The organism is Thermomonas sp. (assembly GCF_035369645.1).
Classification (GTDB): Bacteria; Pseudomonadota; Gammaproteobacteria; order Xanthomonadales; family Xanthomonadaceae; genus Thermomonas.
Map to the genome: position 1 here is coordinate 13,290 of NZ_DAOOUM010000009.1, position 22,440 is coordinate 35,729.

General features: G+C 61.1%; 24 protein-coding genes. 13 read left to right on the top strand and 11 right to left on the bottom strand.

The window, feature by feature from the left end; translation table 11 throughout:
- On the bottom strand, positions 1-389 hold a 389-nt coding region (locus PK789_RS02960; RefSeq protein ID WP_324306907.1), incomplete at its 3' end, for a hypothetical protein.
- A 123-nt stretch (positions 390-512) separates the two neighbouring features.
- On the opposite strand from PK789_RS02960, the gene yidD reads away from it, so the two are divergent.
- From yidD to PK789_RS02975, 3 genes are read left to right on the top strand one after another with little or no spacing between them, the layout of a single operon-like run.
- On the top strand, positions 513-731 hold the full coding sequence (yidD, locus tag PK789_RS02965) for a membrane protein insertion efficiency factor YidD (protein ID WP_324306971.1): 219 nt from the start codon (positions 513-515) through the stop codon (positions 729-731).
- 9 nt (positions 732-740) lie between these two features.
- The gene (locus PK789_RS02970; protein ID WP_324306908.1) at positions 741-2,087 is read left to right on the top strand and encodes a dihydroorotase; all 1,347 of its coding nucleotides are present in this window, start codon (positions 741-743) and stop codon (positions 2,085-2,087) included.
- The gene (locus PK789_RS02975) at positions 2,084-2,953 is read left to right on the top strand and encodes a M23 family metallopeptidase (RefSeq protein WP_324306909.1); all 870 of its coding nucleotides are present in this window, start codon (positions 2,084-2,086) and stop codon (positions 2,951-2,953) included. The genes PK789_RS02970 and PK789_RS02975 overlap by 4 nt, the downstream gene beginning before the upstream one ends.
- Before the next feature lie 8 nt (positions 2,954-2,961).
- On the opposite strand, the gene folE2 is transcribed toward PK789_RS02975, so the two are convergent.
- From folE2 to efp, 6 genes are read right to left on the bottom strand one after another with little or no spacing between them, the layout of a single operon-like run.
- The gene (gene folE2 / locus PK789_RS02980; RefSeq protein ID WP_324306911.1) at positions 2,962-3,885 is read right to left on the bottom strand and encodes a GTP cyclohydrolase FolE2; all 924 of its coding nucleotides are present in this window, start codon (positions 3,883-3,885) and stop codon (positions 2,962-2,964) included.
- Positions 3,886-3,933: 48 nt separating this feature from the next.
- Positions 3,934-4,602, bottom strand: a complete 669-nt coding sequence (locus PK789_RS02985) for an isoprenoid biosynthesis enzyme family protein (RefSeq protein ID WP_324306912.1) — start codon at positions 4,600-4,602, stop codon at positions 3,934-3,936.
- Complete coding sequence (gene gph / locus PK789_RS02990) at positions 4,599-5,294, bottom strand: phosphoglycolate phosphatase (RefSeq protein ID WP_503011881.1); 696 nt, start codon at positions 5,292-5,294, stop codon at positions 4,599-4,601. Before gph ends, PK789_RS02985 begins: the two co-directional genes overlap by 4 nt.
- Positions 5,273-5,983: a bifunctional 2-polyprenyl-6-hydroxyphenol methylase/3-demethylubiquinol 3-O-methyltransferase UbiG gene (gene ubiG, locus PK789_RS02995; protein ID WP_324306916.1), complete on the bottom strand. Its 711-nt coding sequence runs from the start codon at positions 5,981-5,983 to the stop codon at positions 5,273-5,275. The genes gph and ubiG overlap by 22 nt, the downstream gene beginning before the upstream one ends.
- Positions 5,980-7,317 (bottom strand): TRZ/ATZ family hydrolase, encoded by a 1,338-nt coding sequence (locus tag PK789_RS03000; protein ID WP_324306918.1) that lies wholly within the window; start codon positions 7,315-7,317, stop codon positions 5,980-5,982. Before PK789_RS03000 ends, ubiG begins: the two co-directional genes overlap by 4 nt.
- Before the next feature lie 3 nt (positions 7,318-7,320).
- Complete coding sequence (gene efp / locus PK789_RS03005) at positions 7,321-7,887, bottom strand: elongation factor P (protein ID WP_324306920.1); 567 nt, start codon at positions 7,885-7,887, stop codon at positions 7,321-7,323.
- 90 nt (positions 7,888-7,977) lie between these two features.
- On the opposite strand from efp, the gene epmB reads away from it, so the two are divergent.
- Both epmB and PK789_RS03015 read left to right on the top strand, forming a co-directional pair.
- Entirely contained in the window at positions 7,978-9,033 is a 1,056-nt protein-coding gene (gene epmB, locus PK789_RS03010) for an EF-P beta-lysylation protein EpmB (RefSeq protein WP_324306921.1), read from the top strand.
- A gap of 39 nt (positions 9,034-9,072) precedes the next feature.
- Entirely contained in the window at positions 9,073-11,169 is a 2,097-nt protein-coding gene (locus PK789_RS03015) for an EAL domain-containing protein (RefSeq protein WP_324306923.1), read from the top strand.
- A gap of 61 nt (positions 11,170-11,230) precedes the next feature.
- On the opposite strand, the gene htpX is transcribed toward PK789_RS03015, so the two are convergent.
- Positions 11,231-12,088, bottom strand: coding sequence for a protease HtpX (gene htpX / locus PK789_RS03020; protein WP_324306925.1), 858 nt, complete (start codon positions 12,086-12,088; stop codon positions 11,231-11,233).
- Positions 12,089-12,165: 77 nt separating this feature from the next.
- Here htpX and gluQRS point away from each other — a divergent pair, with 77 nt between their 5' ends.
- From gluQRS to PK789_RS03045, 5 genes are all read left to right on the top strand, one after another.
- Positions 12,166-13,086: a tRNA glutamyl-Q(34) synthetase GluQRS gene (gene gluQRS / locus PK789_RS03025; protein ID WP_324306926.1), complete on the top strand. Its 921-nt coding sequence runs from the start codon at positions 12,166-12,168 to the stop codon at positions 13,084-13,086.
- Positions 13,087-13,131: 45 nt separating this feature from the next.
- A complete protein-coding gene (gene phbB / locus PK789_RS03030; RefSeq protein WP_324306927.1) occupies positions 13,132-13,872 on the top strand; it encodes an acetoacetyl-CoA reductase in 741 nt (246 codons plus the stop codon).
- A gap of 75 nt (positions 13,873-13,947) precedes the next feature.
- The gene (locus tag PK789_RS03035; RefSeq protein WP_324306929.1) at positions 13,948-14,388 is read left to right on the top strand and encodes a hypothetical protein; all 441 of its coding nucleotides are present in this window, start codon (positions 13,948-13,950) and stop codon (positions 14,386-14,388) included.
- Positions 14,389-14,484: 96 nt separating this feature from the next.
- On the top strand, positions 14,485-14,985 hold the full coding sequence (locus PK789_RS03040) for a DUF456 domain-containing protein (RefSeq protein ID WP_324306930.1): 501 nt from the start codon (positions 14,485-14,487) through the stop codon (positions 14,983-14,985).
- Positions 14,986-15,004: 19 nt separating this feature from the next.
- The gene (locus tag PK789_RS03045; RefSeq protein ID WP_324306931.1) at positions 15,005-16,042 is read left to right on the top strand and encodes a mechanosensitive ion channel family protein; all 1,038 of its coding nucleotides are present in this window, start codon (positions 15,005-15,007) and stop codon (positions 16,040-16,042) included.
- A 57-nt stretch (positions 16,043-16,099) separates the two neighbouring features.
- On the opposite strand, the gene PK789_RS03050 is transcribed toward PK789_RS03045, so the two are convergent.
- Positions 16,100-17,620 (bottom strand): fumarate hydratase, encoded by a 1,521-nt coding sequence (locus PK789_RS03050; protein WP_324306933.1) that lies wholly within the window; start codon positions 17,618-17,620, stop codon positions 16,100-16,102.
- A gap of 107 nt (positions 17,621-17,727) precedes the next feature.
- Here PK789_RS03050 and PK789_RS03055 point away from each other — a divergent pair, with 107 nt between their 5' ends.
- Together PK789_RS03055 and PK789_RS03060 are read left to right on the top strand one after the other, a co-directional pair.
- Positions 17,728-18,228 carry a TerB family tellurite resistance protein gene (locus PK789_RS03055; protein ID WP_324306934.1) on the top strand — a complete coding sequence of 167 codons (501 nt, stop codon included), beginning with the start codon at positions 17,728-17,730 and terminating at the stop codon, positions 18,226-18,228.
- A gap of 152 nt (positions 18,229-18,380) precedes the next feature.
- Positions 18,381-19,190, top strand: coding sequence for a ferredoxin--NADP reductase (locus PK789_RS03060; RefSeq protein WP_324306935.1), 810 nt, complete (start codon positions 18,381-18,383; stop codon positions 19,188-19,190).
- 6 nt (positions 19,191-19,196) lie between these two features.
- Here PK789_RS03060 and PK789_RS03065 read toward each other — a convergent pair whose 3' ends face one another.
- Positions 19,197-19,601: a hypothetical protein gene (locus PK789_RS03065; RefSeq protein ID WP_324306937.1), complete on the bottom strand. Its 405-nt coding sequence runs from the start codon at positions 19,599-19,601 to the stop codon at positions 19,197-19,199.
- The gene (locus tag PK789_RS03070) at positions 19,598-20,077 is read right to left on the bottom strand and encodes a glutathione peroxidase (protein ID WP_324306939.1); all 480 of its coding nucleotides are present in this window, start codon (positions 20,075-20,077) and stop codon (positions 19,598-19,600) included. Before PK789_RS03070 ends, PK789_RS03065 begins: the two co-directional genes overlap by 4 nt.
- Before the next feature lie 269 nt (positions 20,078-20,346).
- On the opposite strand from PK789_RS03070, the gene PK789_RS03075 reads away from it, so the two are divergent.
- Complete coding sequence (locus PK789_RS03075; RefSeq protein ID WP_324306940.1) at positions 20,347-22,437, top strand: M3 family metallopeptidase; 2,091 nt, start codon at positions 20,347-20,349, stop codon at positions 22,435-22,437.
- Positions 22,438-22,440: the final 3 nt, after the last annotated feature.

Consider the following 22,440-nt stretch of genomic DNA (forward strand, 5'->3'; position numbering starts at 1 on the left):
GGCTTGCTCGCTGGCTTGCTCGCTGGTTTGCTCGCCGGCTTGCTAGCTTGCTTGCTGACCGACTTGGCTGCTGCCTTGGCAACCGGCACCGGTTTTTTAGCAACAGGTTTGGCCGCAGCCGCCTTCGCCGGCTTTTTCGCCGGGACAGCTTTTTTGGCGACCACCGCTTTCTTTTGCGGGGCCGTCGGCTTCACGGTCTTGGTCACTGCGGTCTTGGCCACGACTTTTTTCGCCACGACCGGTTTTTTTACCGGTGCGGCCTTCTTTACTGGCGCAGCATGTTTCGCCGCAGGCTTAGCAGCCGCCTTTTTTGCGGGGGCCGGCGATTTCGCCGGGGCGAGCTTTTTGGCCGGCTTTGCGGCCTGTTTCGCGGGTTTTTTCGCAGCCACGTCCGTCAGATTCCTTCGTCTTCCCTTGAGAGGGGAAGGCGCGCTGTTATACCCTGCCCAGCGCAAGGCGGCAACCGCAGCTTGAAGATTCCGCTCTTGACACCCCAACTTCGTGATCCATTCGTGATCTCAAAACTCCTCATTCTCTTGCTGCGCGGCTATAAGCGCTTCATCAGCCCCCTGCTCGGCCCACGCTGCCGATTCGCGCCCTCGTGCTCGGAATATGCGATGGAAGCGCTTGCCCGCTTTGGTGCTATCAAAGGCAGTTGGCTGGCCGCGCGCCGTGTGGCCCGTTGCCACCCCCTTCACCCCGGCGGACACGACCCCGTACCGCCCGCATAAGGACTTCCCATGACATCTACCCTCATTGTGAATGCGCGTCTTGTGAACGAGGGGCGCGAATTTGACGGCGACCTGCGTTTCAACAACGGCAAAATTGAAGCGATTGGCAGCCAATTAACCGCTAAGTCCGGTGAAACCGTCATTGACGCCGCCGGCAAGAGGCTACTGCCCGGCATGATTGACGACCAGGTGCATTTCCGCGAGCCGGGGATGGAGTACAAGGCCGACATCGCGGTGGAATCTGGCGCGGCGGTGGCCGGTGGGCTGACCAGCTTCATGGATATGCCCAATACCAAGCCGCCCACCTTGGACAGCGCCGCGTTGGAGGACAAATACCGCCGGGCGACGGGCCGCGCCTGGGGCAATTTCGGCTTCTATCACGGCGCGTCCAACGACAATTTGGAGGCGATCCGCGCACTTGACCCGAAGGCCGCGCCCGGCATCAAAGTCTTTATGGGGGCCTCCACCGGCAATATGTTGGTGGATAATCCGGACACGCTGGACGCGATTTTCCGCGACACGCCGGTGCCGATCATCACCCACTGCGAAGATACGCCGATGATCGACGCCACCCTGGCCGCCTACCAGGCCAAATATGGCGACGCTATCCCGGTGGAGTGCCACGGCGAAATCCGCTCGCGCGAGGCCTGCATCAAATCCACACGGCTGGCCATCGAACTGGCGCGCCGCCATGGCACCCGCCTGCATGTGCTGCATATTTCCACTGCCGACGAGCTGGCGCTGTTTGAACAAGGCCCGCTGATTCGCGCCGATGGCAGCCGCAAGCAAATTACCGCCGAAACCTGCGTGCACTTTTTGCACTTTGCACGCGCGGACTACAAACGGCTGGGCAATTTCATCAAATGCAACCCGGCGATCAAAGAGGCTTCCGACCGCGACGCCATTTTGCGCGCGCTGGCCGAAGACCGCATCGACGTGCTCGCCACCGACCACGCCCCACACACACTGGAAGAAAAGCAACAGCCCTACAGCAGCGCACCCAGTGGCCTGCCGCTGGTGCAATACGCCCTGAACCTAGCGCTGGAAAAAGTCCACGACGGCCACCTGACCACCGCGCAAGTGGTGCAAAAATTTGCGCATGCGCCAGCGCAGTTGTTTGATGTCGAACATCGCGGTTTTCTGCGTGAGGGTTACGCCGCCGACCTTGTGCTGATTGAAGATGCACCGTTCATCGTGCGTCGTGAAGACGTGTTGAGCCGCTGCGGTTGGTCGCCGTTTGAAGGCGACACCTTCCGCTCGCGCATCGCCAGCACTTGGGTCAATGGCGTACTGGCGTGGAATGGCCGCAACCTGGTGGGCAGCCCGCAAGGGCAGCGGCTGACCTTCGACCGATGAGGGCAGCACCGCGCGGCATCGCCCTTGCGGGCTTGCTCTTGGCTAGCCCACTCTTGGCCAGCCCACTCTTGGCCAGCCTGACCACAGCACCGCAACCGGCATCAGCTGCACCCAGCGACATCGTATTTCCGGCTTCGGCACCACAAGGTGCGATGGTGCTGGGCAAGGTGCCAGTGGGCAGCCGGGTGACCTACGCTGGCCGCAGCTTACGACCCACGCCCTATGGCAGCGTGGTCTTGGGCATTGGTCGGGATGCCACCGGGCCGCTGCACATCGACGTGCAAGCACCCGGTGCCCCGGCACAACAGATCATCTTGATAGTGACCCCGCGTGACTGGCCGATCGAAGCGATTGCCGGGGTGCCACCCGCCACGGTCAACCCGCCACCTGCGATCGCCGCCCGCATTGAACGCGAACAAGCCGCCGTGGCCGCCGTGCGTCGCCGTGACGGCGATGAAACCGGCTTTACCCAGACGTTCTCATGGCCCGTGCAAGGCCGCATCAGCGGCCGTTTTGGCCGCGCCCGCAGCTATAACGGCCAGGCCGGCGCGCCGCATTCCGGCATGGATATCGCCGCCGTCACCGGCACCCCCGTCAAAGCCCCCGCCAGCGGCGTGGTGACCTTCGCCGCACCCAGTCTGTACCTGACCGGTGGCACTGTGGTGCTGGATCATGGTCACGGCATCAGCAGTAATTTTTTGCACCTCTCACGCATCGATGTGAAGGTGGGAGATGTGGTGAAGCAAGGCGATGTGATCGCCGCCGTGGGTGCCACTGGCCGCGCGACCGGCCCCCATCTGCATTGGGGGATGAATTGGTTCGATGTGCGCATCGACCCGCAATGGGTGCTAGAGCGCAAGCAGTAAGCGCACGCTTACGGGTTGCGGCCGCTGACCGTGGCCACCGCATCGTGCGGGTGCAGGCTTTCAAAATGCGCCACCTGTGCCTGCCATGCCGCCACCCGGGTATCGGCCGCAAGCACCGAGGCCACCCGCCGTGCGGCGTCTTCGCAGAACATCAAATTGGCCGCATTGGCCAGCGCAAATGCCTGCTCGTCCTCGCGCTTGACCGCCGTTTGCACCGGCGTGCCCAAGGCCGCTTCCAATGCATCGATCAAGGCCACCAGCGGCAGTTCGTCAAAACAGGGTTTCAGCTCAACCCGCACCTGTGCGCGGCTGCGCTGGGCATGCGGGGTGGCCGCCATGCCGCGCTCGCTGGCCAGCCAATCCCCCACCGCCTCGCTTAACGGTGCGCGTAGGCCGGCGAAATCTTCTTGAAAGCGCTGGGCATTGGCCTGCCGTGACAGTGCTGCCGATGCCGGGCAGGTGCTGGAGTATTCCACCGCAAACGCCAAGGTCAGGCGCAGATGGCCGTCGGCCAGCTCGGCCTCGACCGTCACCGGATAGCGCTTCCAACCCGCGTTATCACTCCGCAACGCGTTGCGCAGCAGTAATTGTTCGAAGCGCAAATGCAAGCGCGCGCGCGTCGCCAAACCGTTCTGGCTGCCGATACAGGCCTCCAGCAAGCGGCGCAGCGCAGGCGCGCCTAAGGCTTCATTCGCCAAGCTTTGCTGCAATTGCAGGTACAAGCGCGACATATGGATGCCGCGCGCGCTGGCGTCTTGCAGGTTGACCGCCACATCGACCGTGGCAGGAATCCGCATCGGCTGGCCGTGCGCGTCCACCACTTTGATCGGCAGCGCCATGCCGTCCATGCCCACCCAATCCAAGGGGCGCGCCAAGGCAACGGCCTCGAATGCGACATCGGGCAGCGGGGAATGAGAAGCGTTCTTGTGCATTGCGTCATTGTAACGCCGCGTAGGTGAGTGCCCGCGCAACGCTGTGATTCAGCCGCGTGCGCTGCGCCACGCAGCCAACAACGCGGTCACTGCCGGCACCGGGCCCGGCTGGCCTCGCAGTGCCCGCCGCAGACGCCCGCGCACCAGCGCCGCGTGGATGCGCTCCACCCGCGCACCATCGCGCAGGGGCGGCAGCGCCAACAGGCTGGGGATGTCGGTGCCGGTGGCCGGGATACCGCGCTCGGGCAAGTGCAGTACCCATTCGGCCAATAACGCGTCTGCCGTGGCCCCGGTGGATGCCGGCGTGGCTGCAAACACCTGCGCGCTCAGCGCTGCCAACGCCTGCGCAAACGGTGCCAGTGTGTCCAGTGCGGCATGGCGGTCGCTTTCGGGCATCCGCTGGCTGCGCAACGCAGGGATACCCATCGCCAGCGCCTGCCAGTCCACCGGCTGCTTTTGCAGCAGCAAGCCCAGCGGATGTCGGCGCGCGCCGCGTGACCAGCCGTGCAGCTCGTCCATCCACCAATCCAACTTGGCTGCACCGGGGGTGGGATCCTCGCCGCCCCAAGCTGCGTCCAGCAGCTCGCCGCGCAAGGCCAGCCATGCAAGCGCGCACTCGCGCTGAGCCGCCGGTAAAAAGGCTTCGGCCACGCCCCACTCTGGCCAGTGCGCCCGCAACTTGTCCAAGAAGGCCTGCGACGCTTCGGGTGCACTCATCGCAAGGCTTGCCACAATGCGGGGTTCAGCAATTCCTGCGCGGTCTGGGCCAGCACGTCGCCCCCCCATGTGTGTGGATCGTCGCCCTCGGGTCGGTAGCCCCAGAGCGCCACCACACTGCGCATTTGCGCCGCACGCGCAGCATCGATATCGCGCTGGTCATCACCCACATACACGCAGTCTTGAATCGCCACCCCCAAGACCTGCGCGGCGTGCAGCAGCGGTAGCGGGTGCGGCTTGCGCTGCGGCAGGCTATCGCCCCCAATCAGGATGGCGCTGCGCGTTTGCCAGCCCAATTGCGGCAGGATTTGCTTGGCCAAGTAGTCGGGCTTGTTGGTGACGATGCCCCAGCGACTGCCGGCGGCGTCGATGGCATCCAGCAATTTCGCCACGCCCTCAAACAATTGCGCATGCTGGCCGAGTTCTTGTTGGTAGATGTCCAAAAATTCGCGGATCATCTCGGCCGGCACCTCGCCACCCAACTCCGGGAACGCCGCTGCGCTCATCGCGCGTGAGCCTTTGGACACCTGCGGGCGCAACGCATCCAGCGTCATCGGTCCCTGCCCACGCGCACCGCGCATACGGTTGACGGTGGCCAACATGTCCGGCGCGCTATCGAGCAAGGTGCCGTCCAGATCGAACAGCACCAGCTTGGGAAACATCGCCATGGTCACTCCGGCTTGTAGGCGCAGGCCAAATAATTGACCTCGGTGCGCGTGCTCAAACGGGCACCGTTGCGCCACGGTTCGTAGAGCAAGCCGGTCACGTCTTCCAGCTGCAAGCCGGCATCGCGCAGCATCCGCGCCAACTCGGCCGGCTTGATGAAATCACGATACAAATGCGTGCCTTTGGGCAGCAACCGCGCCACATATTCGGCCCCCACAATCGCCAGCGCAAACGCCGCTGGGGTACGGTTGAGGGTGGATAAAAACAGCCGCCCGCCGGGCTTCAGCAGACGCGCACAAGCGGCCACAATCGCGGCTGGGTCGGGCACGTGCTCCAGCATTTCCATGCAGGTGACCACATCAAAACTGCCCGCCGCCTCATCAGCCAAGACCTCCACCGCCACTTGCCGATAGCCGACCTTGATGCCCGATTCCAAGCCATGCAGGCGCGCCACTTTCAGCAGATTGGGGGCCAGATCAATCGCGGTGACAGCAGCACCGGCCTTGGCCAAGGCTTCGCTCAGCAAGCCACCACCGCAGCCCACGTCCAGCGCCGCCGCGCCCATCAGCGGCGCGCGCTGGGCCACGTAGTCCAAGCGCACCGGGTTCAAGGCGTGCAGGGCTTTTTGCGGGCCGTTGGCGTCCCACCAACGCTGCGCCAGTTCGTCGAATTTATCGAGCTCGGCCTGTGAATAATTGTGTGCTGCTGCACTCATGCCCGCACCTGCGCAATCTTGTGTCGCCATTGTTTGGCGTTGGCCACGATGGCATCCACATCCATCCCCAGCAGCTCACGCTGGCGCAGCTTGGCCACGCCATTGATCCACACATCGCTGACCTGGTGCCGGCCCACCGCATAGATCAATTGCGAGACCACATGATGCAGCGGCTGGGTTTCCAGCGGGCTTACGTCCACGCACACCAAATCCGCCTGCTTGCCCACTTCAATCGAGCCGATCTTGTGCTCGAAACCCAATGCCTTGGCACCGCCTAGGGTAGCCGCATGCAGGGCTTCGAATGCGTTGAACCCAGCTGCATCCCTGGCCACAGCCTTGGCCAGCAGCGCGGCGCTGCGGGTTTCGCCAAACATGTCCAGATCATTATTGCTGGCGCAGCCATCGGTGCCGATAGCCAGATTCACGCCCGCTTTCAGCAGTGCGCACACCGGGCTGAAACCCGAGGCCAATTTGAGGTTGGATTCGGGGCAATGCACCACGCTGACGCCGCGTTCGGCGCATTGCTGGATTTCGCCCTCGGTGAGCTCCGTCATATGCACCGCGATCAACCGATCATTCAGCAATCCCAAGCGGTCGATGCGTGCAATCGGGCGCTGACCGTGCAATTTCAGCGAATCGCTGACTTCTTGCGCGGTTTCGTGCAGATGCAAATGCACCGGCACATCCAACTGATCGGCCAGCATGCGGATGCGCTCAAAATTGGCATCGTTGACGGTGTACGGCGCATGCGGCGCAAATGCGGTGCCAATCAGCGCATCGTCACGCCAGGTATCGTGCAGCTGGCAGGCGCGGTCGAAATATTCGTCATCGCAACTGGCCCATGCGCTGGGGAAATCGATGATCACCGCCCCCACCCGCGCGCGGAAGCCGTACTTTTTGTACACCCCGGCTTGCACATCGGGGAAGAAATAATTTTCGTTGGCGCAGGTGGTGCCGCCGCGCAGCATTTCCGCAATGGCAAGCGTAGTGCCATCGGCCACGAAGTCAGGGCCAATCACCGCCGCTTCCACCGGCCAGATATGCTGCTGCAACCATGTCATCAACGGCAGGTCATCAGCGATCCCGCGCAGCAAGGTCATCGGGTTGTGGGTATGCGCGTTGACCAAGCCGGGGATCAATACCGCTTCCGATCGCGCCACCGTGTCCTTCGGCGCAAACTGCGCACGCGCATCGGCAATCGGCAATATGGCTTGGATGCGCCCGCCAGAGACAGCAACGGCGTGATCGGTCAGGACCACGCCGTGCGGCACCACAGGCACCACCCAGCCAGCTTCGATCAACAGATCGCAGGGCTGTGGGGTGATGTTGGTCATGGCTTACTTCACTCGGCTGACGTATTCGCCGCTGCGGGTATCGACCTTGATGATTTCGTCTTGTCCCACGAACAGCGGCACCCGCACCACCGCGCCGGTTTCCAGCGTGGCCGGCTTGCCACCGGTGCCGGCGGTGTCGCCTTTCACGCCCGGATCGGTCTCGACGATCTTCAGCTCGACGAAGTTCGGCGGGGTCACCTGAATCGGGTTGCCGTTGAACAGCGTCACCACGCAGTCTTCCTCGCCTTTGATCCACTTGGCGGCATCGCCCACGCCGGCTTTATCGGCCTGCACCTGCTCGAAGGACTCCTGATTCATGAAATGCCAGTACTCGCCATCGGTGTACAGATACTGCATGTCGGTATCCACCACGTCGGCCGCCTCCACCGAGTCGGTGGACTTCATGGTGATTTCCTGCACGCGGCCGGTGCGGATCTGGCGATAGCGCACGCGGGTGAACGCCTGACCTTTGCCTGGCTTCACGTAATCGGTTTCAAAAATGACCGAAGGTTCGTTGTTGACCAGAATTTTCTGGCCGGATTTGACGTCGTTCATGCCGAGGGTGGCCATGGGTACTCCTTGGGGCCACCCGGCAGGGCGGCTAAACTGTGGGTTTGATGAGGATTCCGGCCATGCCGGAATGATGTTTTACAGCCCACTATGATACCCGCAGCCCCTCTCCCATTGCAGCAACCCGTGATTGCACCCTCCGTACGCTGGCAGGTCCAGTGGCGTGACGCCGTGCGCGACCCCCGCGAACTGCTGGCGCTGCTGGGGCTGGATGCATTGGCGGCGCAGCTTTCGGATGCCGCCGCGCAGCAGTTCCCGCTGCGGGTGCCGCGCGGCTTTATCGCCCGTATGCGCCACGGTGACCCGGCAGATCCATTGTTGCGGCAAGTGCTGCCGGTGTTGGACGAAGACCGCATCGTGCCCGGCTTCGGGCTGGATGCAGTGGGCGATCACGCTGCCCGCAGCGGCCACGGCGTCATCCAAAAATACAACGGCCGCGCCCTGCTGATTGCCACCGGCAGCTGCGCGGTGAACTGCCGCTACTGCTTCCGCCGGCATTACCCGTATGCCGATGACAGCGCCGCCAGCGGCGGCTGGCGCGATGCACTGGCGGTGATCGCCGGCGATGCGTCGGTTCACGAGATCATCCTGTCCGGCGGCGATCCGCTGTCGCTGGCCGACCACAAACTGGCCGAGCTGACCCACGCCCTGCGCACCATTCCGCACATTCGCCGCCTGCGCATCCACACCCGCCTGCCCATCGTGCTGCCCGAGCGCGTGGACGCGGGCCTGCTGGACTGGCTGCGCGGCCTGCCGTGGCCGGTGGCCATGGTGGTGCATGCCAATCACGCCAACGAATTCGACCCCGCAGTCGATGCGGCGATGGCTCGCCTGCGTGGTATCGGCATTACCTTGCTGAATCAAGCGGTGCTGCTGCACGGGGTCAATGATCAGACCGATGCCTTGGCCGATTTGTGTGAGCGCGGCTATGCCGCCGGCGTGTTGCCCTACTACCTGCACCAGCTCGACCGCGTGCAAGGGGCCGCGCATTTTGAAGTGGACACTCCCCGCGCACTGGCCCTGCACACGCAACTGGCCGCACGCCTGCCCGGTTATCTGGTGCCCAAACTGGTGCGTGAAATCCCCGGCCAACCCGGCAAAACCCCGCTGACAAGCCCGCAGAACGCCATTCTTGGCGTTGGATGATGTAGCCTTGCCGTAATCTCCGCCACGACTCCCCCGCGTATGGCTACTGGAAAGGACACCGCACTGCGTTTATTGCTCGTTGCCGATTTGGTCAACGAGGCCGAAGCTATGGTCAGCCGCTTGCGCAATGCCGGCACGGCTGTGCGCCCGTTGCGCGCAGAATCACTGGATGAATTGGTGTCGATCTTGGCGCAGCAGCCGGTGGACATGGTGCTGGCCGACTACGCCGCCGTGGTCATCCCGTTCGAGCAAGTCGCCAAGGCGGTGATGGGCTGCGGCAAGGACGTACCTTTGCTGGCGGTGCTGGATGGCATCACCGATGACATTCTGGAACATGTGCAGACACTTGGTGCACAAGCCGTCGCCCTGCACAGCCGCTCGGCACAGTTTCTGAAAAATATCCTGACCGAATGGAACGATCTTGAAGCCCGTCGCGCCCAGCGCCGGCTGGAAGCGCAAATGCGCGAAACCCAACGCCGCTGCGACATGCTGATCGACTCCTCGCGCGAACCCATCGCCTACATCCACGAAGGCATGCATATCCGCGCCAATCAGGCCTATCTGGAAATGTTTGGCTACGAATCTTTCGACGACATCGAAGGCATGTCGTTGCTGGATTTGGTGGCCACTGCCGATGTTGAGGCCTTCAAAGCCTTGCTCAAGCGACTGTCTAGGGGCGAAGACCCGCCGCCGCGTTATGAGTTGACCGCGCACGACAGCAATGGCGAAGAATTCCCGGCGGTGATGGAGTTTGTCGCGGCGGAATATCAAGGCGAGCACTGCCAACAGATCATTTTCCGGCATCAAGCCACCGAAGCCGACCCCGAGCTGGTGCAAGAACTCGAAGAGCTCCGCAAGCGCGACCAAACCACCGGCTTGCTCAATCGCCCCACGTTTTTGCGACAGTTGGAAGATGCAGTGGTCGATGCCGGACAACATCAGGCGCAGTACAGCCTGCTGCTGCTAGAGCCCGACAACTACCAGCGTATCCTGCACGAAATCGGCTTGAACGGTGCCGATGGTTTATTGGCTTCCATTGCCAATAGCCTGCGCGAAGCTTTGGCCACCGAGCTTACCGCTGGCGCTCAAATTGCCCGCTTCAGTGAAAACAGCTTTGCCGTACTGGCGCGCGGCGACCACAACGCCACCTCCGCGCTGGCCGCAAAAATTCGGGATGCATTTTCATCCAGTGTTTTTGAAGTCAACGGTAAATCCGGCTCCCTGACCGCCAGCATTGGTGGCGTACAGATTGGCGAAAAAATTGCCAGCGTGTCGCAAGTGTTGGCTAAGGCCAGCCAAGGGATTCAATCGGCGGCCAATGTTGGCGGCAACTGCTTTGAGATTTTTGATCCGGGTGCGGTGGATCGTGCCGAGGAAGAACGCATCCAAGCGTGGGTGCTGCGCATCAAGGACGCCTTGCTTAACGACCGCTTCGCATTGATCTACCAGCCCATCATTTCTTTGCTGGGCAGCCCCAGCCCGATGTATGAAACCTATTTGCGCCTAGAGGGTGGCGGCGGCGAATCTGTGGCTCCCAAACATTTTCTGCCAATTGCCGAAGAACACGGCCTGCTGGGGCAGATCGACCGCTGGGTCATCCTCAATGCCATCAAGGCGATTGGCCAGCGTGCGCGTGCCGGCAAGCCGGTGACCTTACTGGTCAAAATCACCCACGCCTCGTTGCTGGACGAAACCCTGCCAGCCTTCATTGCCGAACAGTTGGCCGAACATGCCACCAACGGTGCCTCGTTGCTGCTGCAAGTACCGGAATCCAAAGTCTTCATCAACCTGCGCGCGGCCCAAGTGTTTTCCGCCGCAATGGCAGAACTGGGCTGCAAAATGGTGCTGGAACAATTTGGTGCCGGCTTGGATTCGTTCCAGTTGCTGGCGCACTTCGTGCCGGGCTTCGTCAAAATCGACCGCGGCTTTATGGAAGATTTGCCCAAGAACACCGCCAATCAGGCGCGCATCCGCGAGCTGGCGCTCAAAGCCCGCGAACACGGCATTCAAAGCATCGCCGAGTTCGTGCAAGATGCCGCCAGCATGTCGATCCTGTTCTCCAGCAATGTCGATTATGCCGAAGGTGATTTCTTGGCCGTGGCCGGCCCAGACATGCATTACGACTTCGATAATTAAGCCGCGATAACCCCGCAGCCAACCGTAATGCCCGCGACAGGCGCGGGCATTGGGCGCAGCATTACGCCGCCTTTTGCAACGCGGCAATCCGTACTTCCAGCGGTGGGTGGCTCATCAACAGCCGTTGCACGCTGCCGCCATTGATCCCGAAAGCCGCCACTTGCTTGGGCAGGGTGCTTTCGCCGTGGGTCTGCGCCAGACGCTCCAGCGCCGCGATCATTTTCTGGCGGCCAGCCAATTGGGCACCGCCGGCATCGGCACGAAATTCGCGATGGCGCGAGAACCACATCGCGATCATCGAGGCGAAGAAACCAAACACCATTTCCAGCACAAACACGATGATGTAGTAGCCAAAACCGGGGCCACGGTCGCGGTCACCACTGATGGCGCTATCCACCACCCGGCCCACAATGCGCGCCAACACGATCACGAAGGTGTTCAGCACGCCTTGCAGCAGCGCCATCGTCACCATGTCGCCATTGGCAACGTGGCTGACTTCATGCCCCAGTACTGCCTCGGCCTCGTCGCGGCTCATCGCCCGCAGCAAGCCGGTGGACACCGCCACTAGCGCGTTGTTGCGGTTGGCCCCGGTGGCAAAGGCGTTGATTTCCGGCGCGTCATAAATGGCCACTTCCGGCATCCCGATGCCCGCCGCCTGCGCCTGCCGTTGCACGGTGGCGACCAGCCAACGCTCGGCCTCGTTGCGCGGCTGCTCGATCACCTGCGCACCGGTGGCGCGCTTGGCCATCCATTTCGACAGCAGCAACGAAATGATCGAGCCACCAAACCCAAACAGTGCCGCCATCACCAACAAGCCAGAAAACTGCTGCGAATTCACGCCCAGCACCGACATGACGATGCTGACCAGTGCCAATACCGCAAGGTTGGTGGCGACAAACAAGAAAATACGGTTGAACATGGCGTCGTTAGCCCTTCTGCACCCAATGTGCCTATGCTTTCGGTAGTGTGGCCGATACCCGCAAAATTCAATCCAGCATGCTGAACACCCCGTTTAGTTCCAGTGCCTGCGGGCGGTTTGCGCCCTCGCCCACCGGCCCCTTGCATGCCGGCTCGCTGCTGGCGGCGCTGGGCAGTTGGCTGCGGGTGCGGCAACAAGGTGGGCGCTGGTTGCTTCGGGTGGAGGATGTGGACACCACCCGCGAAGTGGCCGGCGCCGCGCATGCCCAAATGCGCACACTGGCGGCATTCGGCCTGCATCACGATGGCGACGTGCTGTATCAAAGCCAGCGCGGTGCTTTGTACCAAGCGGCACTGGAACAGTTACTGGCACGCGGCTTGGCTTTTGAATGCCATTGCAGCCGCAGCGATTTGGCCAGCGTGGGCGGCATCCATCGACACTGCGTGGCAACGTGCAAGCGCCCACACCCGGCCATCCGCTTGCGCGTCCCCGATGCCTGCAACATCCACTTCGACGATGCCATCCACGGCCCCGTCCAACAATGTGTGGATAGCGCCGTGGGGGATGTTGTGCTGCGTCGCAGCGATGGCCTGTGGGCGTATCAACTGGCGGTGGTGGTGGACGATGCCGCGCAGGGCATCACCGAGGTGGTACGCGGGGCGGATTTGCTGGATTCCACGCCCCGGCAAATTTTGCTGCAACGCGCCTTGGGGCTGCCCACGCCAAGCTACGCGCATCTGCCTTTGCTGCTGGGTGCCGATGGCCGTAAGTTGTCCAAATCCAGCGCCGCCTTGCCGGTCAATACCCAACAGCCTATTGCCACGCTACGCCATCTCTGGGCTTGTCTGGGCCAAGCCGCGTTGCCGGAAACAGCCCTCGCATCGGTGGCAGATTTTTTACACGCGGCGACGATAGCGTTTCGGCTTGCCACCGTACCCAAGCAGGCGATTGCAGTGTCCGCCGCAATGCACAACACAATTTCAACGCCTTATGCCTAGAATCAGAACACTTCATTCGCACGCGCATCGCGCAAGGAGCACGACATGACATCCAGAGTTGCATTGGTCACCGGCGGCACCGGCGGTATTGGCACTGCCATCGTCAAGCGTTTGGCCGATATGGGCCACAAAGTGGTCACCAACTACCGCAACGAAGAGAAAGCGCGGGCTTGGCAGGACAAGATGAAGGCCGAAGGCTACGACGTCACCATCGTCAAAGGCGATGTCACTTCGCCGCAGGAAGCCGCAGCGATGGTGCAAGAAATTGAACAGAAGCTCGGCCCGGTCGAAATTTTGATCAACAACGCCGGCATCACCCGTGATGGCACCTTCCACCGGATGAAAGCCGACCAATGGGGTGACGTGATCAATACCAACCTCAATTCCTGCTTCAACGTGACGCGCCAAGTGATCGAGGGCATGCGTGAACGCAAATGGGGCCGGGTCATCCAGATCAGCTCGATCAACGGGCTCAAGGGCCAGTACGGGCAGGCCAACTACGCTGCAGCCAAGGCCGGCATGCACGGTTTCACCATTTCGCTGGCACGTGAAAACGCCCGCAATGGCGTCACCGTCAACACCATTTCACCGGGCTATATCGCCACCGACATGGTGATGGCGGTACCGGAGGATGTGCGCGCCAAGATCGTGGCCGACATCCCCACCGGGCGTTTGGGCACGCCAGAAGAAATCGCCTACGGTGTGGGCTTTCTCGCCGATGAGCAGGCCAGCTGGATCACCGGATCCAATCTTGATATCAACGGTGGCCATCACATGGGTTGGTAATTCCACCCGCGTTGACTGGCGCACAACCACATCGGCAAGGCACAATCCACGCAACTCCATCAATACGGTGCTCGCATGTCCACACCTGAACCCACTGCCCGCAAGTCCAATGCGGGTCGCTACCTGTTTCTGCTGCTGCTTGGCTTGGCGGTGGGGGCAATCGCCACGGTGATGGTGTTGCGTGCGCTGGATGCCCGCAAAAATCACTTCCCCGGGGCGCTGATGGAGGTTCAAGGTTGGCATATGGGCCAGCTCAAGACCGCGATGGAACAAAACCGCTGTAGTGCCAGCGACGTGGTGCCGCATTTGCAAGCACTGCGCATGACCGCCAATGATCTGGAGCCCGCATTTGCCGACTTGCGCGATGACGAACGCTTCAAGAGTGCCGCCGCTGCCATGCGTGGTGCCGTGGATAAGGCCATCACCGCGCCACCGCTGAGTTGCGAAAGTTTGGCCGGCACCATGAAGTCGGTGGGTGACACCTGTAAGGGCTGCCATCGCGACTTCAAAAACTGATCTCTGCACGATTAGAAGCGTTGCGCCATCGCGTTTGTGTAAGGCCGCCCTTCCGGCGGCCTTTGTTTGTTTGGTCTTCGCCCTCATTGTGAACGCATGAACTGGACACTCCTGCTTTACCTGCTTGCTGCGCTGCTGGTGGTTGCCGGCTTGGCAGGCACCTTGCTGCCGGTGCTACCCGGCGCGCCACTGGTCTTCGTTGGTTTGCTGGTGGCTGCATGGGCAGATGGGTTCACCCATGTCGGGGGATGGACGCTGGCCATCTTGGCGATGTTGACGCTGCTCTCGTTGATCGTGGATTTTTGGGCCACCGCACACGGGGCCAAACGGGTGGGGGCCAGTAAACTGGCCATGCTGGGTGCCACCTTGGGCACCGTGGTGGGGCTGTTCTTTGCACTCCCCGGCTTGATCTTGGGCCCCTTCATTGGCGCAGTTGCCGGTGAATTGCTGCATCAACGCAGCCTGCACCCCAACAGTCTTGGCCACGCCAGCAAAGTCGGCGCGGGGACTTGGCTGGGTATCCTATTAGGCGCCGCGCTCAAACTTGCCTTGGCCTTCACCATGCTGGGCACGTTTGCCTTTGCATGGTGGTTGTAATCTCATCGATGCCGTCGTGATGCCAAACACCCTGATGCAAACCCTTCCACCCACCCCACATGGTCTCTACGAGCGCTTCTTGGAAGCGCTAGAGCAGATGCAAGACAAACTGGTGCATCTGCTGGCCAACTCTCCGCTGCTGCTAGTGGCGGTCTTGATTGTGCTGGGGGCGTTCTGGCTGGGCGGGGTCATCAGCCGACGCATGCGCGTTTTGACCCGGATCAGCCGCAGCAATCCCTATATGGATGGCTTGCTACGCAGCACAGTGCGCAGTTTGATTGGCTTGGCCGGAGTGCTGGTGGCACTGGATATCCTCAATGCCACTTCACTGGTCGGTGCGGTACTGGGCTCGGCCGGCGTGGTGGGGCTGGTGCTGGGTTTTGCCTTCAAAGACATCGCGGAAAACTATATTGCCGGCGTGCTGCTAAGCCTGCGTCAGCCATTTGCACCCGGTGACAGCGTGCGCATCGACAGCTACGAGGGCAAGATCATCGCGCTGAACTCGCGCACTACCATCTTGATGACGGGCGAGGGCAACCACCTGCAACTACCCAATAGCTTAGTGTTCAAATCGGTGCTGCTGAACTATTCACGCAATCCGCAGCGACGCTTTGAATTTCAGGTGATCGTCGGCAGCCACGCATCCTTGCACACCGCCATGGACATCGGAATTGCGGCATTGGCGACGGTTGAAGGGGTGTTGCCCCATCCGGCCCCAAATGCGCTGATTTTGAACCTGGGCAACGATGGCGTGACCTTGCAATTCACCGGCTGGATCGACCAAACCCGTAATGACCTAGCGCGTACACGCAGCGAAGCCATGCGCCGGTTACGCCGGCAACTTCGGGAAGCCGACATCGCCAGCCCCGAGCCGGTACAACGGGTACTCGTGCTACGCCACGACGAGGCCCCCTCACCGCTGCCAGAAAATGGGCATCTGCGGGATACCTCGGTGGATCGCACGCTGGACGCGCAGCTGGGCCGCGCACGCGCGCTGGAAGACGCAGGCGACCTCTTGGAACCTACTACACCAACCGCGCCCACTCACGCGCCGTAAAGTAACCAGCGGCGAGCTTCAGCTGCATGCGGTAATACGCGCACCGTCATTGTCCGCCTAGGTAAGCACCGCCAGTGGAATCTTGCCGATCCTGGCCTGCCACTCGCGCGGCCCGGTTTGATGCACCGACGTGCCGGCGCTGTCTACCGCGACCGTCACCGGCATGTCCTGTACCTCAAATTCGTAGATCGCTTCCATACCCAGATCGGCAAAGCCCACCACCTTGGCCGCTTTGATCGCCTTGGATACCAGATAGGCCGAGCCACCGACCGCCATCAAATACACCGACTGGTGCTTTTTGATCGCCTCGATCGCCGCCGGGCCGCGCTCGGCCTTGCCGATCATCCCCAGTAGGCCGGTTTGCGCCAGCACCTGTTCGGTGAACTTGTCCATGCGGGTGGCCGTGGTGGGGCCCGCCGGGCCCACCACTTCATCGCGTACCGGGTCCACCGGGCCCACGTAATAGATGAAGCGCCCGGCCAAGTCCACCGGCAGCGGCTCGCCTTTGTTCAACATCTCCACCATGCGTTTGTGCGCGGCATCGCGGCCGGTCAGCATCTTGCCCGACAGCAGCAGCACTTCGCCCGGCGCAAAACTCGTCACTTCCTCGCGGGTAATGGTGTCCAGATTCACCCGCCGCGCGTTGTGCGGGCTGTAGGTGAGCTTGGGCCAGTCTTCCAGCGACGGCGGCTCCAGCATTACCGGGCCGCTGCCATCCAGGGTGAAATGCGCATGGCGGGTGGCCGCGCAGTTGGGGATCAGCGCCACCGGCAAGTTGGCGGCATGGGTGGGGAAATCTTTAATTTTGATGTCGAGCACCGTGGTCAGGCCGCCCAGCCCCTGCGCGCCGATACCCAGCGCGTTGACCTTGTCGAACAGTTCGATGCGCAGCTCTTCCACCCGGTTTTGTGGCCCGCGCGCGATCAAGTCCTGGATGTCGATTTCTTCCATCAATGACTCTTTCGCCAGCAGCATTGCTTTTTCCGCGGTGCCGCCGATGCCGATGCCCAGCATCCCCGGTGGGCACCAGCCAGCGCCCATGGTCGGCACCGTCTTGAGCACCCAATCGACGATGGAATCGGACGGATTGAGCATCGCAAACTTCGATTTGGCCTCGGAGCCGCCGCCCTTGGCCGCCACGATCACGTCCACCTTGCCGCCAGCGACGATCTTGGTGTTGATCACGCAGGGCGTGTTGTCCTTGGTGTTGATGCGCTTGCCGGCGGGGTCGGCCAGCACGCTGGCGCGCAGCGTGTTGTCGGGGTCGAGATAAGCGCGGCGCACACCTTCGTTGACGGCGTCCTCCAGCGAACCGGTGAAGCCTACCCAACGCACGTCCATGCCGACTTCGAGGAACACGGTGACAATGCCGGTGTCCTGGCAAATGGGGCGATGGCCTTCGGCGCACATGCGCGAGTTGATCAGGATCTGCGCCATCGCGTCCTTGGCGGCGGGGGATTGTTCGCGCTCGTAGGCGGCGGCCAAACTTTTGATGTAATCAACCGGGTGGTAATAGCTGATGTATTGCAGTGCGTCAGCGACGGACTGAATCAGGTCTTCTTGCTTGATGGCGGTCACGGAAATCTGGCATCGTTGGATCGGGGGGTGAAATGATAGCGCGCCCCCCTTTTCAGCGGCGCTCGACTGGCGCAGGATGGGGTGGGGACTTTCTTGGGGGGACGATCATGAGTGATAGCAGTGCTGCAACCGGCAAGTTTGAAGGGATCCGCGGCGTCATCAACGATATCCGCCTGCTGCTGAGCGATCTATTGGGCTTAGGCAAACCCGACGAAGACACGCAAATGGTGATCGAAGTGATCTTTGGCTTGATGGGGTATCTGGCCAAGGCCGACCGCTTGGTCAGCAGTCACGAATCCAATCTGGCCAACCAGATCATGGACGAAACCGACTTGTCGATGACCGCGCGCCGCATCGCGATGGAAGCCTTTGAACGTGGCATGTTGCGCAACATCAATGTGCACGCCGAATTGCTGCGCTTTGTCGATGCCCACCCGGCCGGGTCGCCCCCCGCAGAACGTCTGTACGACGCGCTGTTGCGCCTGGCCACTGCCGATGGCCGGCTGGATCCACGCGAATACGACACCATGGTGCAAGTCACTCGCGACCTTGGTCTGCCGGCGATCACCTTGGACAACCGGCTGGCGATGTTCAACGTCAAACGCTGAAACCGCTCTCGCTGTTGTCACCCATTGTTGTTGCCATCTCCCGGCAGGGGCGTCATGCCGCCCCGCATCGTCGGTATGTTTGCTCTGGATCAACCGGAATGCTGCATGGCAGCGTAAAATAGCCGCCTGCCTCGCCTTCCCCCCTGACCCGCATGGCCGCTCCCTACGGCACCGAAACGGTGCTTGACGTTCGTCATTGGACGGACGCCTACTTCAGCTTTACCACCACCCGCGATGACGGTTTCCGTTTCGACAACGGTCAGTTCGTGATGATTGGGCTTGAAGTCGAGCAGGCCGATAGCAGCCACAAGCCGCTGCTGCGCGCCTATTCCATCGCCAGTGCCAATTGGGAAGAGCAGCTGGAGTTCTTCAGCATCAAAGTGCAAGACGGCCCGTTGACCTCACGCCTGCAACATATCCAACCCGGCGATACCATTTTAATCGGGCGCAAACCCACTGGCACGTTGTTGATTTCAGACTTACACCCCGGCCGAAATCTCTATTTACTGGCCACCGGCACTGGACTTGCGCCGTGGCTGTCGGTGATCAAAGACCCCGACACCTATGCACGCTTCGAGCGCGTGGTGCTGTGCCACGGCGTGCGCGGTGCAGAAGACTTGGCCTATCGCGACTACATCGAACGCGAGCTGCCGCATCACGAATTACTGGGCGATGTGATCCGCGACCGCCTGCTGTATTACCCCACGGTGTCGCGTGAGGCCTTCGAATACAACGGGCAAGACCACCGTGGCCGCATCACCGAGCATCTGGAGCACGACCGGATTGCCGCAGCGCTGGGCATCGACACCCTAGATCCCCGCCACGACCGCGCAATGATCTGCGGTAGCCCGCAAATGCTGGCGGATTTCCGTCGCATCCTCGATCAACGTGGCTTTACTGCGTCGCCGCGTATCGGCACCGCCGGGGAATACGTCTTTGAGCGCGCCTTTGTCGAAAAGTAAGCCCGCTCAGCCGCCACCGTAGCGCAACCAAATGCGTGCGTCACTTTCATTGCCAAACATGCGAATCCGGTAGCCGCGCTCCAACGCCATCAACTCGGCCTCTTGGATATGCGGCATTTGATCCACGCGGCCTTCCACATAAGCGATTTTGGCGTGTTCCAAGCCTTGCCCTGCAATCGCCACAAAGAACCGCTCCAAATCCTCGTGCGACATCACGTCGCTCTCTTTGGCATCCAGCAACAACAGCTGTGTGGCACCCAATGTACGCAGCTTGTGAATGATGCTCAGCCAGTATTCGCTCGTGACGGGCAGGCTGCTGTCGGCATTGCCAAAGATATGCACGCACAGCAGCGGCGGCTGGAATTCCAACTCCAACCGATAGCCACGACCCTCGATGACTTCACGGCTCATGCCAAGGCGGCCTCGATGTCACGGCGCAGGGCATCCGGCGCATCGGTCGGTGCATAGCGGCGCAATGGCTTGCCATCACGCCCGACCAAAAATTTGGTGAAATTCCACTTGATGGCATCGATCCCCAACAGGCCACCTTTTTGCTGTTTCAACCATGCCCACAACGGGTGCGCATTGCTGCCGTTCACATCCACTTTGGCAAACATGGGGAAACTGACATCGTATTGAAGTGAGCAAAAATTGCGGATTTCATCCGCATCGCCCGGCTCTTGGTGACCAAATTGGTTGCACGGAAACCCAAGCACCACCAAGCCGCGCGCCTGATAATCGCGCCAGAGTGCTTCTAGGCCCGCGTATTGCGGGGTGAAGCCACATTGACTAGCCACATTGACGATCAACAGCACCCGCCCGCGGTACTGCGAGAGCGCCTGCAGGTTGCCATCTAAGTCCATCGCTTCAAAATCAAATGCGTGCATGTTGATGGTTGCCTGTCCTGCTCAATGCTGCTGATTCTTATTGCTCGACAGTCTATTGGCAACTGCCGAAAGATATAGGAAAGATATTAGGCCTATCATCGACACATGCACATCCCTCTGGGCCGCATTGCGCTACCCTTAGCGGTCATCTGTAGCGCCTGTGAGCCATCATGAATCGACCCATCGTTTGCACCCTCGCCCTTGCCATCGCCACCGTCATCAGCGGTTGCGCCACCACCGCGCCCGTTGCCCATACACAGGAGGCCTCGATGCGCCCTGCCACCCCCACCGCGCCTATTGCCTACAGCGGCCCATTCGCCGCACCCAGCCCGCTGGTAATGAACTACCCGCAATTTGACAAGATCGCCGACAGCGATTTTGCCCCCGCATTTGAAGCCGGCATGGCCCAGCAATTGCGCGAAATCGACACGATCGCCAACAACCCGGAAGCACCCAGCTTCCAAAACACCATTGTGGCGATGGAAAAAAGCGGGCAAGTGTTGAACCGCGCCACCAATGTGTTTTTCAACTTGATCGCCACCGACAAGAACGATGCGCGCGAAAAGCTTGAAACCGAATATGCGCCGAAGTTCTCCGCACACAGCGATGCCATTTCGCTCAACCCCAAATTATTTGCCCGCATCAAGTCCCTGTACGACGCCCGCGACAACCTTGGGCTGGACGCCATCGACAAGCGCTTGCTGGAAAAGCGCTACCAAGACTTCGTGCGTGCAGGCGCGGCGTTGACCGACACACAGCAGGCGCGTATCCGTGACATCAATACGCAGATGTCCAAGCTGGGCACCTTGTTCAACCAAAATGTTCTGGCCGAGGTAAATGCATCGGCCGTGGTGGTAGATAGCGTCGATGACCTCAAAGGCATGAGCGATGAGCAAATCGCGGCGGCAGCAGAAGCGGCCAAAGCCCGCAACCTGCCCGGCAAATATGTCATTGCTCTACTCAACACAACTGGGCAACCGGCTGAGGCGCAATTGCAAAACCGTGCGCTGCGGCAGCGACTGTACGAGGCCTCGGTGGCGCGTGGTAGCCGTGGCAACCAATGGGACAACACCGGCGTCGTGTCGCAGATTTTGAAACTGCGCGCTGAGCGTGCGCGCATGTTGGGTTACGACACCTCGGCCAATTTTGTACTGGCCGATGAAACCGCCGCCAACCAGGACAACGTCAACAAGATGTTGCGCGCACTGGCCCCCAAGGCCGTGACCAATGCCCGCCGCGAAGGTGGTGACTTGCAGGCGATGATCGACAAGCAGCAAAAGGCCGCCCACCAAGCCACCTTCCCACTACAACCGTGGGACTGGTCGTACTACAGCGAAAAAGTGCGCGCCGCCAAATACAGCTTCGATGAGTCCCAACTCAAGCCGTATTTCGAAATGAAAAACGTGTTGGAAAACGGTGTGTTCTTCGCCGCCAACCGGCTGTATGGGATCACCTTCAAAGAGCGCACCGACCTACCCAAATATCGCCCGGACACCTTCACTTATGAGGTGTTCGATAAAAACGGCAGCGCACTGGCTATCTTCATTTTCGACCCCTATGCGCGTGCGTCCAAGCGTGGTGGTGCGTGGATGAACACCTATGTGTCACAGTCGGCACTACTGGGCGAAAAACCGGTGGTGGCCAACCATCTGAACATCCCCAAGCCCAGCGAAGGCAAGCCCACCTTGTTGACGTGGGATGAAGTCAACACCGCCTTCCACGAATTTGGGCACGCCCTGCACGGCTTCTTCCAAGATGTGCGCTATCCGTACTTCTCGATGAACGTGCCGCGCGACTTTGTGGAATACCCCTCGCAGGTCAACGAAATGTGGGCCGATTGGCCGGAAGTGCTGGCCCATTACGCCAAGCATTACCAAACCGGCAAGCCGATGCCCAAGGCGCTGCTGGACAAGGTATTGGCAGCTTCCAAATTCAACCAAGGCTTTGCAACCACCGAGTATTTGGAAGCGGCGATGTTAGACCAACGCTGGCACCAACTACCGCTGGAGCAAATTCCCGATGCCCCCGGTGTGATGGCGTTTGAAGCCAAAGCCCTGCAAGCCGACGGCTTTGATTACGCGCCGGTACCGCCGCGCTACAAGACGCCTTATTTCAGCCACATCATGGGCGGCTATGCGGCCGGTTATTACGCCTATATTTGGTCGGAAGTGTTGGCCGCAAACACCACCCAATGGGTACGTCAGCACGGTGGTCTGACGCAGGAAAATGGCGATAAGTTGCGCAAGTTCGTGCTGGCACCAGGTGGCCAGATCGAAGCGGGCAAGCTGTTCCCCAATCTTTCCGGCTACGAGGCCAAGATTGAGCCGCTGCTGGAGGCACGCGGACTCAATAGCAAGTAATTT

Coding starts and splice junctions, on each gene's coding strand:
- PK789_RS03035 (WP_324306929.1), top strand. CDS start 13,948: ATGTCCACACCTGAACCCACTGCCCGCAAGTCCAATGCGGGTCGCTAC.
- phbB (WP_324306927.1), top strand. CDS start 13,132: ATGACATCCAGAGTTGCATTGGTCACCGGCGGCACCGGCGGTATTGGC.
- PK789_RS03055 (WP_324306934.1), top strand. CDS start 17,728: ATGAGTGATAGCAGTGCTGCAACCGGCAAGTTTGAAGGGATCCGCGGC.
- ubiG (WP_324306916.1), bottom strand. CDS start 5,983: ATGAGTGCAGCAGCACACAATTATTCACAGGCCGAGCTCGATAAATTC.
- PK789_RS02985 (WP_324306912.1), bottom strand. CDS start 4,602: ATGAGTGCACCCGAAGCGTCGCAGGCCTTCTTGGACAAGTTGCGGGCG.
- PK789_RS03060 (WP_324306935.1), top strand. CDS start 18,381: ATGGCCGCTCCCTACGGCACCGAAACGGTGCTTGACGTTCGTCATTGG.
- PK789_RS03070 (WP_324306939.1), bottom strand. CDS start 20,077: ATGCACGCATTTGATTTTGAAGCGATGGACTTAGATGGCAACCTGCAG.
- PK789_RS02970 (WP_324306908.1), top strand. CDS start 741: ATGACATCTACCCTCATTGTGAATGCGCGTCTTGTGAACGAGGGGCGC.
- PK789_RS03065 (WP_324306937.1), bottom strand. CDS start 19,601: ATGAGCCGTGAAGTCATCGAGGGTCGTGGCTATCGGTTGGAGTTGGAA.
- htpX (WP_324306925.1), bottom strand. CDS start 12,088: ATGTTCAACCGTATTTTCTTGTTTGTCGCCACCAACCTTGCGGTATTG.
- PK789_RS03040 (WP_324306930.1), top strand. CDS start 14,485: ATGAACTGGACACTCCTGCTTTACCTGCTTGCTGCGCTGCTGGTGGTT.
- gluQRS (WP_324306926.1), top strand. CDS start 12,166: ATGCTGAACACCCCGTTTAGTTCCAGTGCCTGCGGGCGGTTTGCGCCC.
- PK789_RS03015 (WP_324306923.1), top strand. CDS start 9,073: ATGGCTACTGGAAAGGACACCGCACTGCGTTTATTGCTCGTTGCCGAT.
- PK789_RS03045 (WP_324306931.1), top strand. CDS start 15,005: ATGCCAAACACCCTGATGCAAACCCTTCCACCCACCCCACATGGTCTC.
- folE2 (WP_324306911.1), bottom strand. CDS start 3,885: ATGCACAAGAACGCTTCTCATTCCCCGCTGCCCGATGTCGCATTCGAG.
- PK789_RS03075 (WP_324306940.1), top strand. CDS start 20,347: ATGCGCCCTGCCACCCCCACCGCGCCTATTGCCTACAGCGGCCCATTC.
- PK789_RS02975 (WP_324306909.1), top strand. CDS start 2,084: ATGAGGGCAGCACCGCGCGGCATCGCCCTTGCGGGCTTGCTCTTGGCT.
- efp (WP_324306920.1), bottom strand. CDS start 7,887: ATGGCCACCCTCGGCATGAACGACGTCAAATCCGGCCAGAAAATTCTG.
- PK789_RS03000 (WP_324306918.1), bottom strand. CDS start 7,317: ATGACCAACATCACCCCACAGCCCTGCGATCTGTTGATCGAAGCTGGC.
- epmB (WP_324306921.1), top strand. CDS start 7,978: ATGATACCCGCAGCCCCTCTCCCATTGCAGCAACCCGTGATTGCACCC.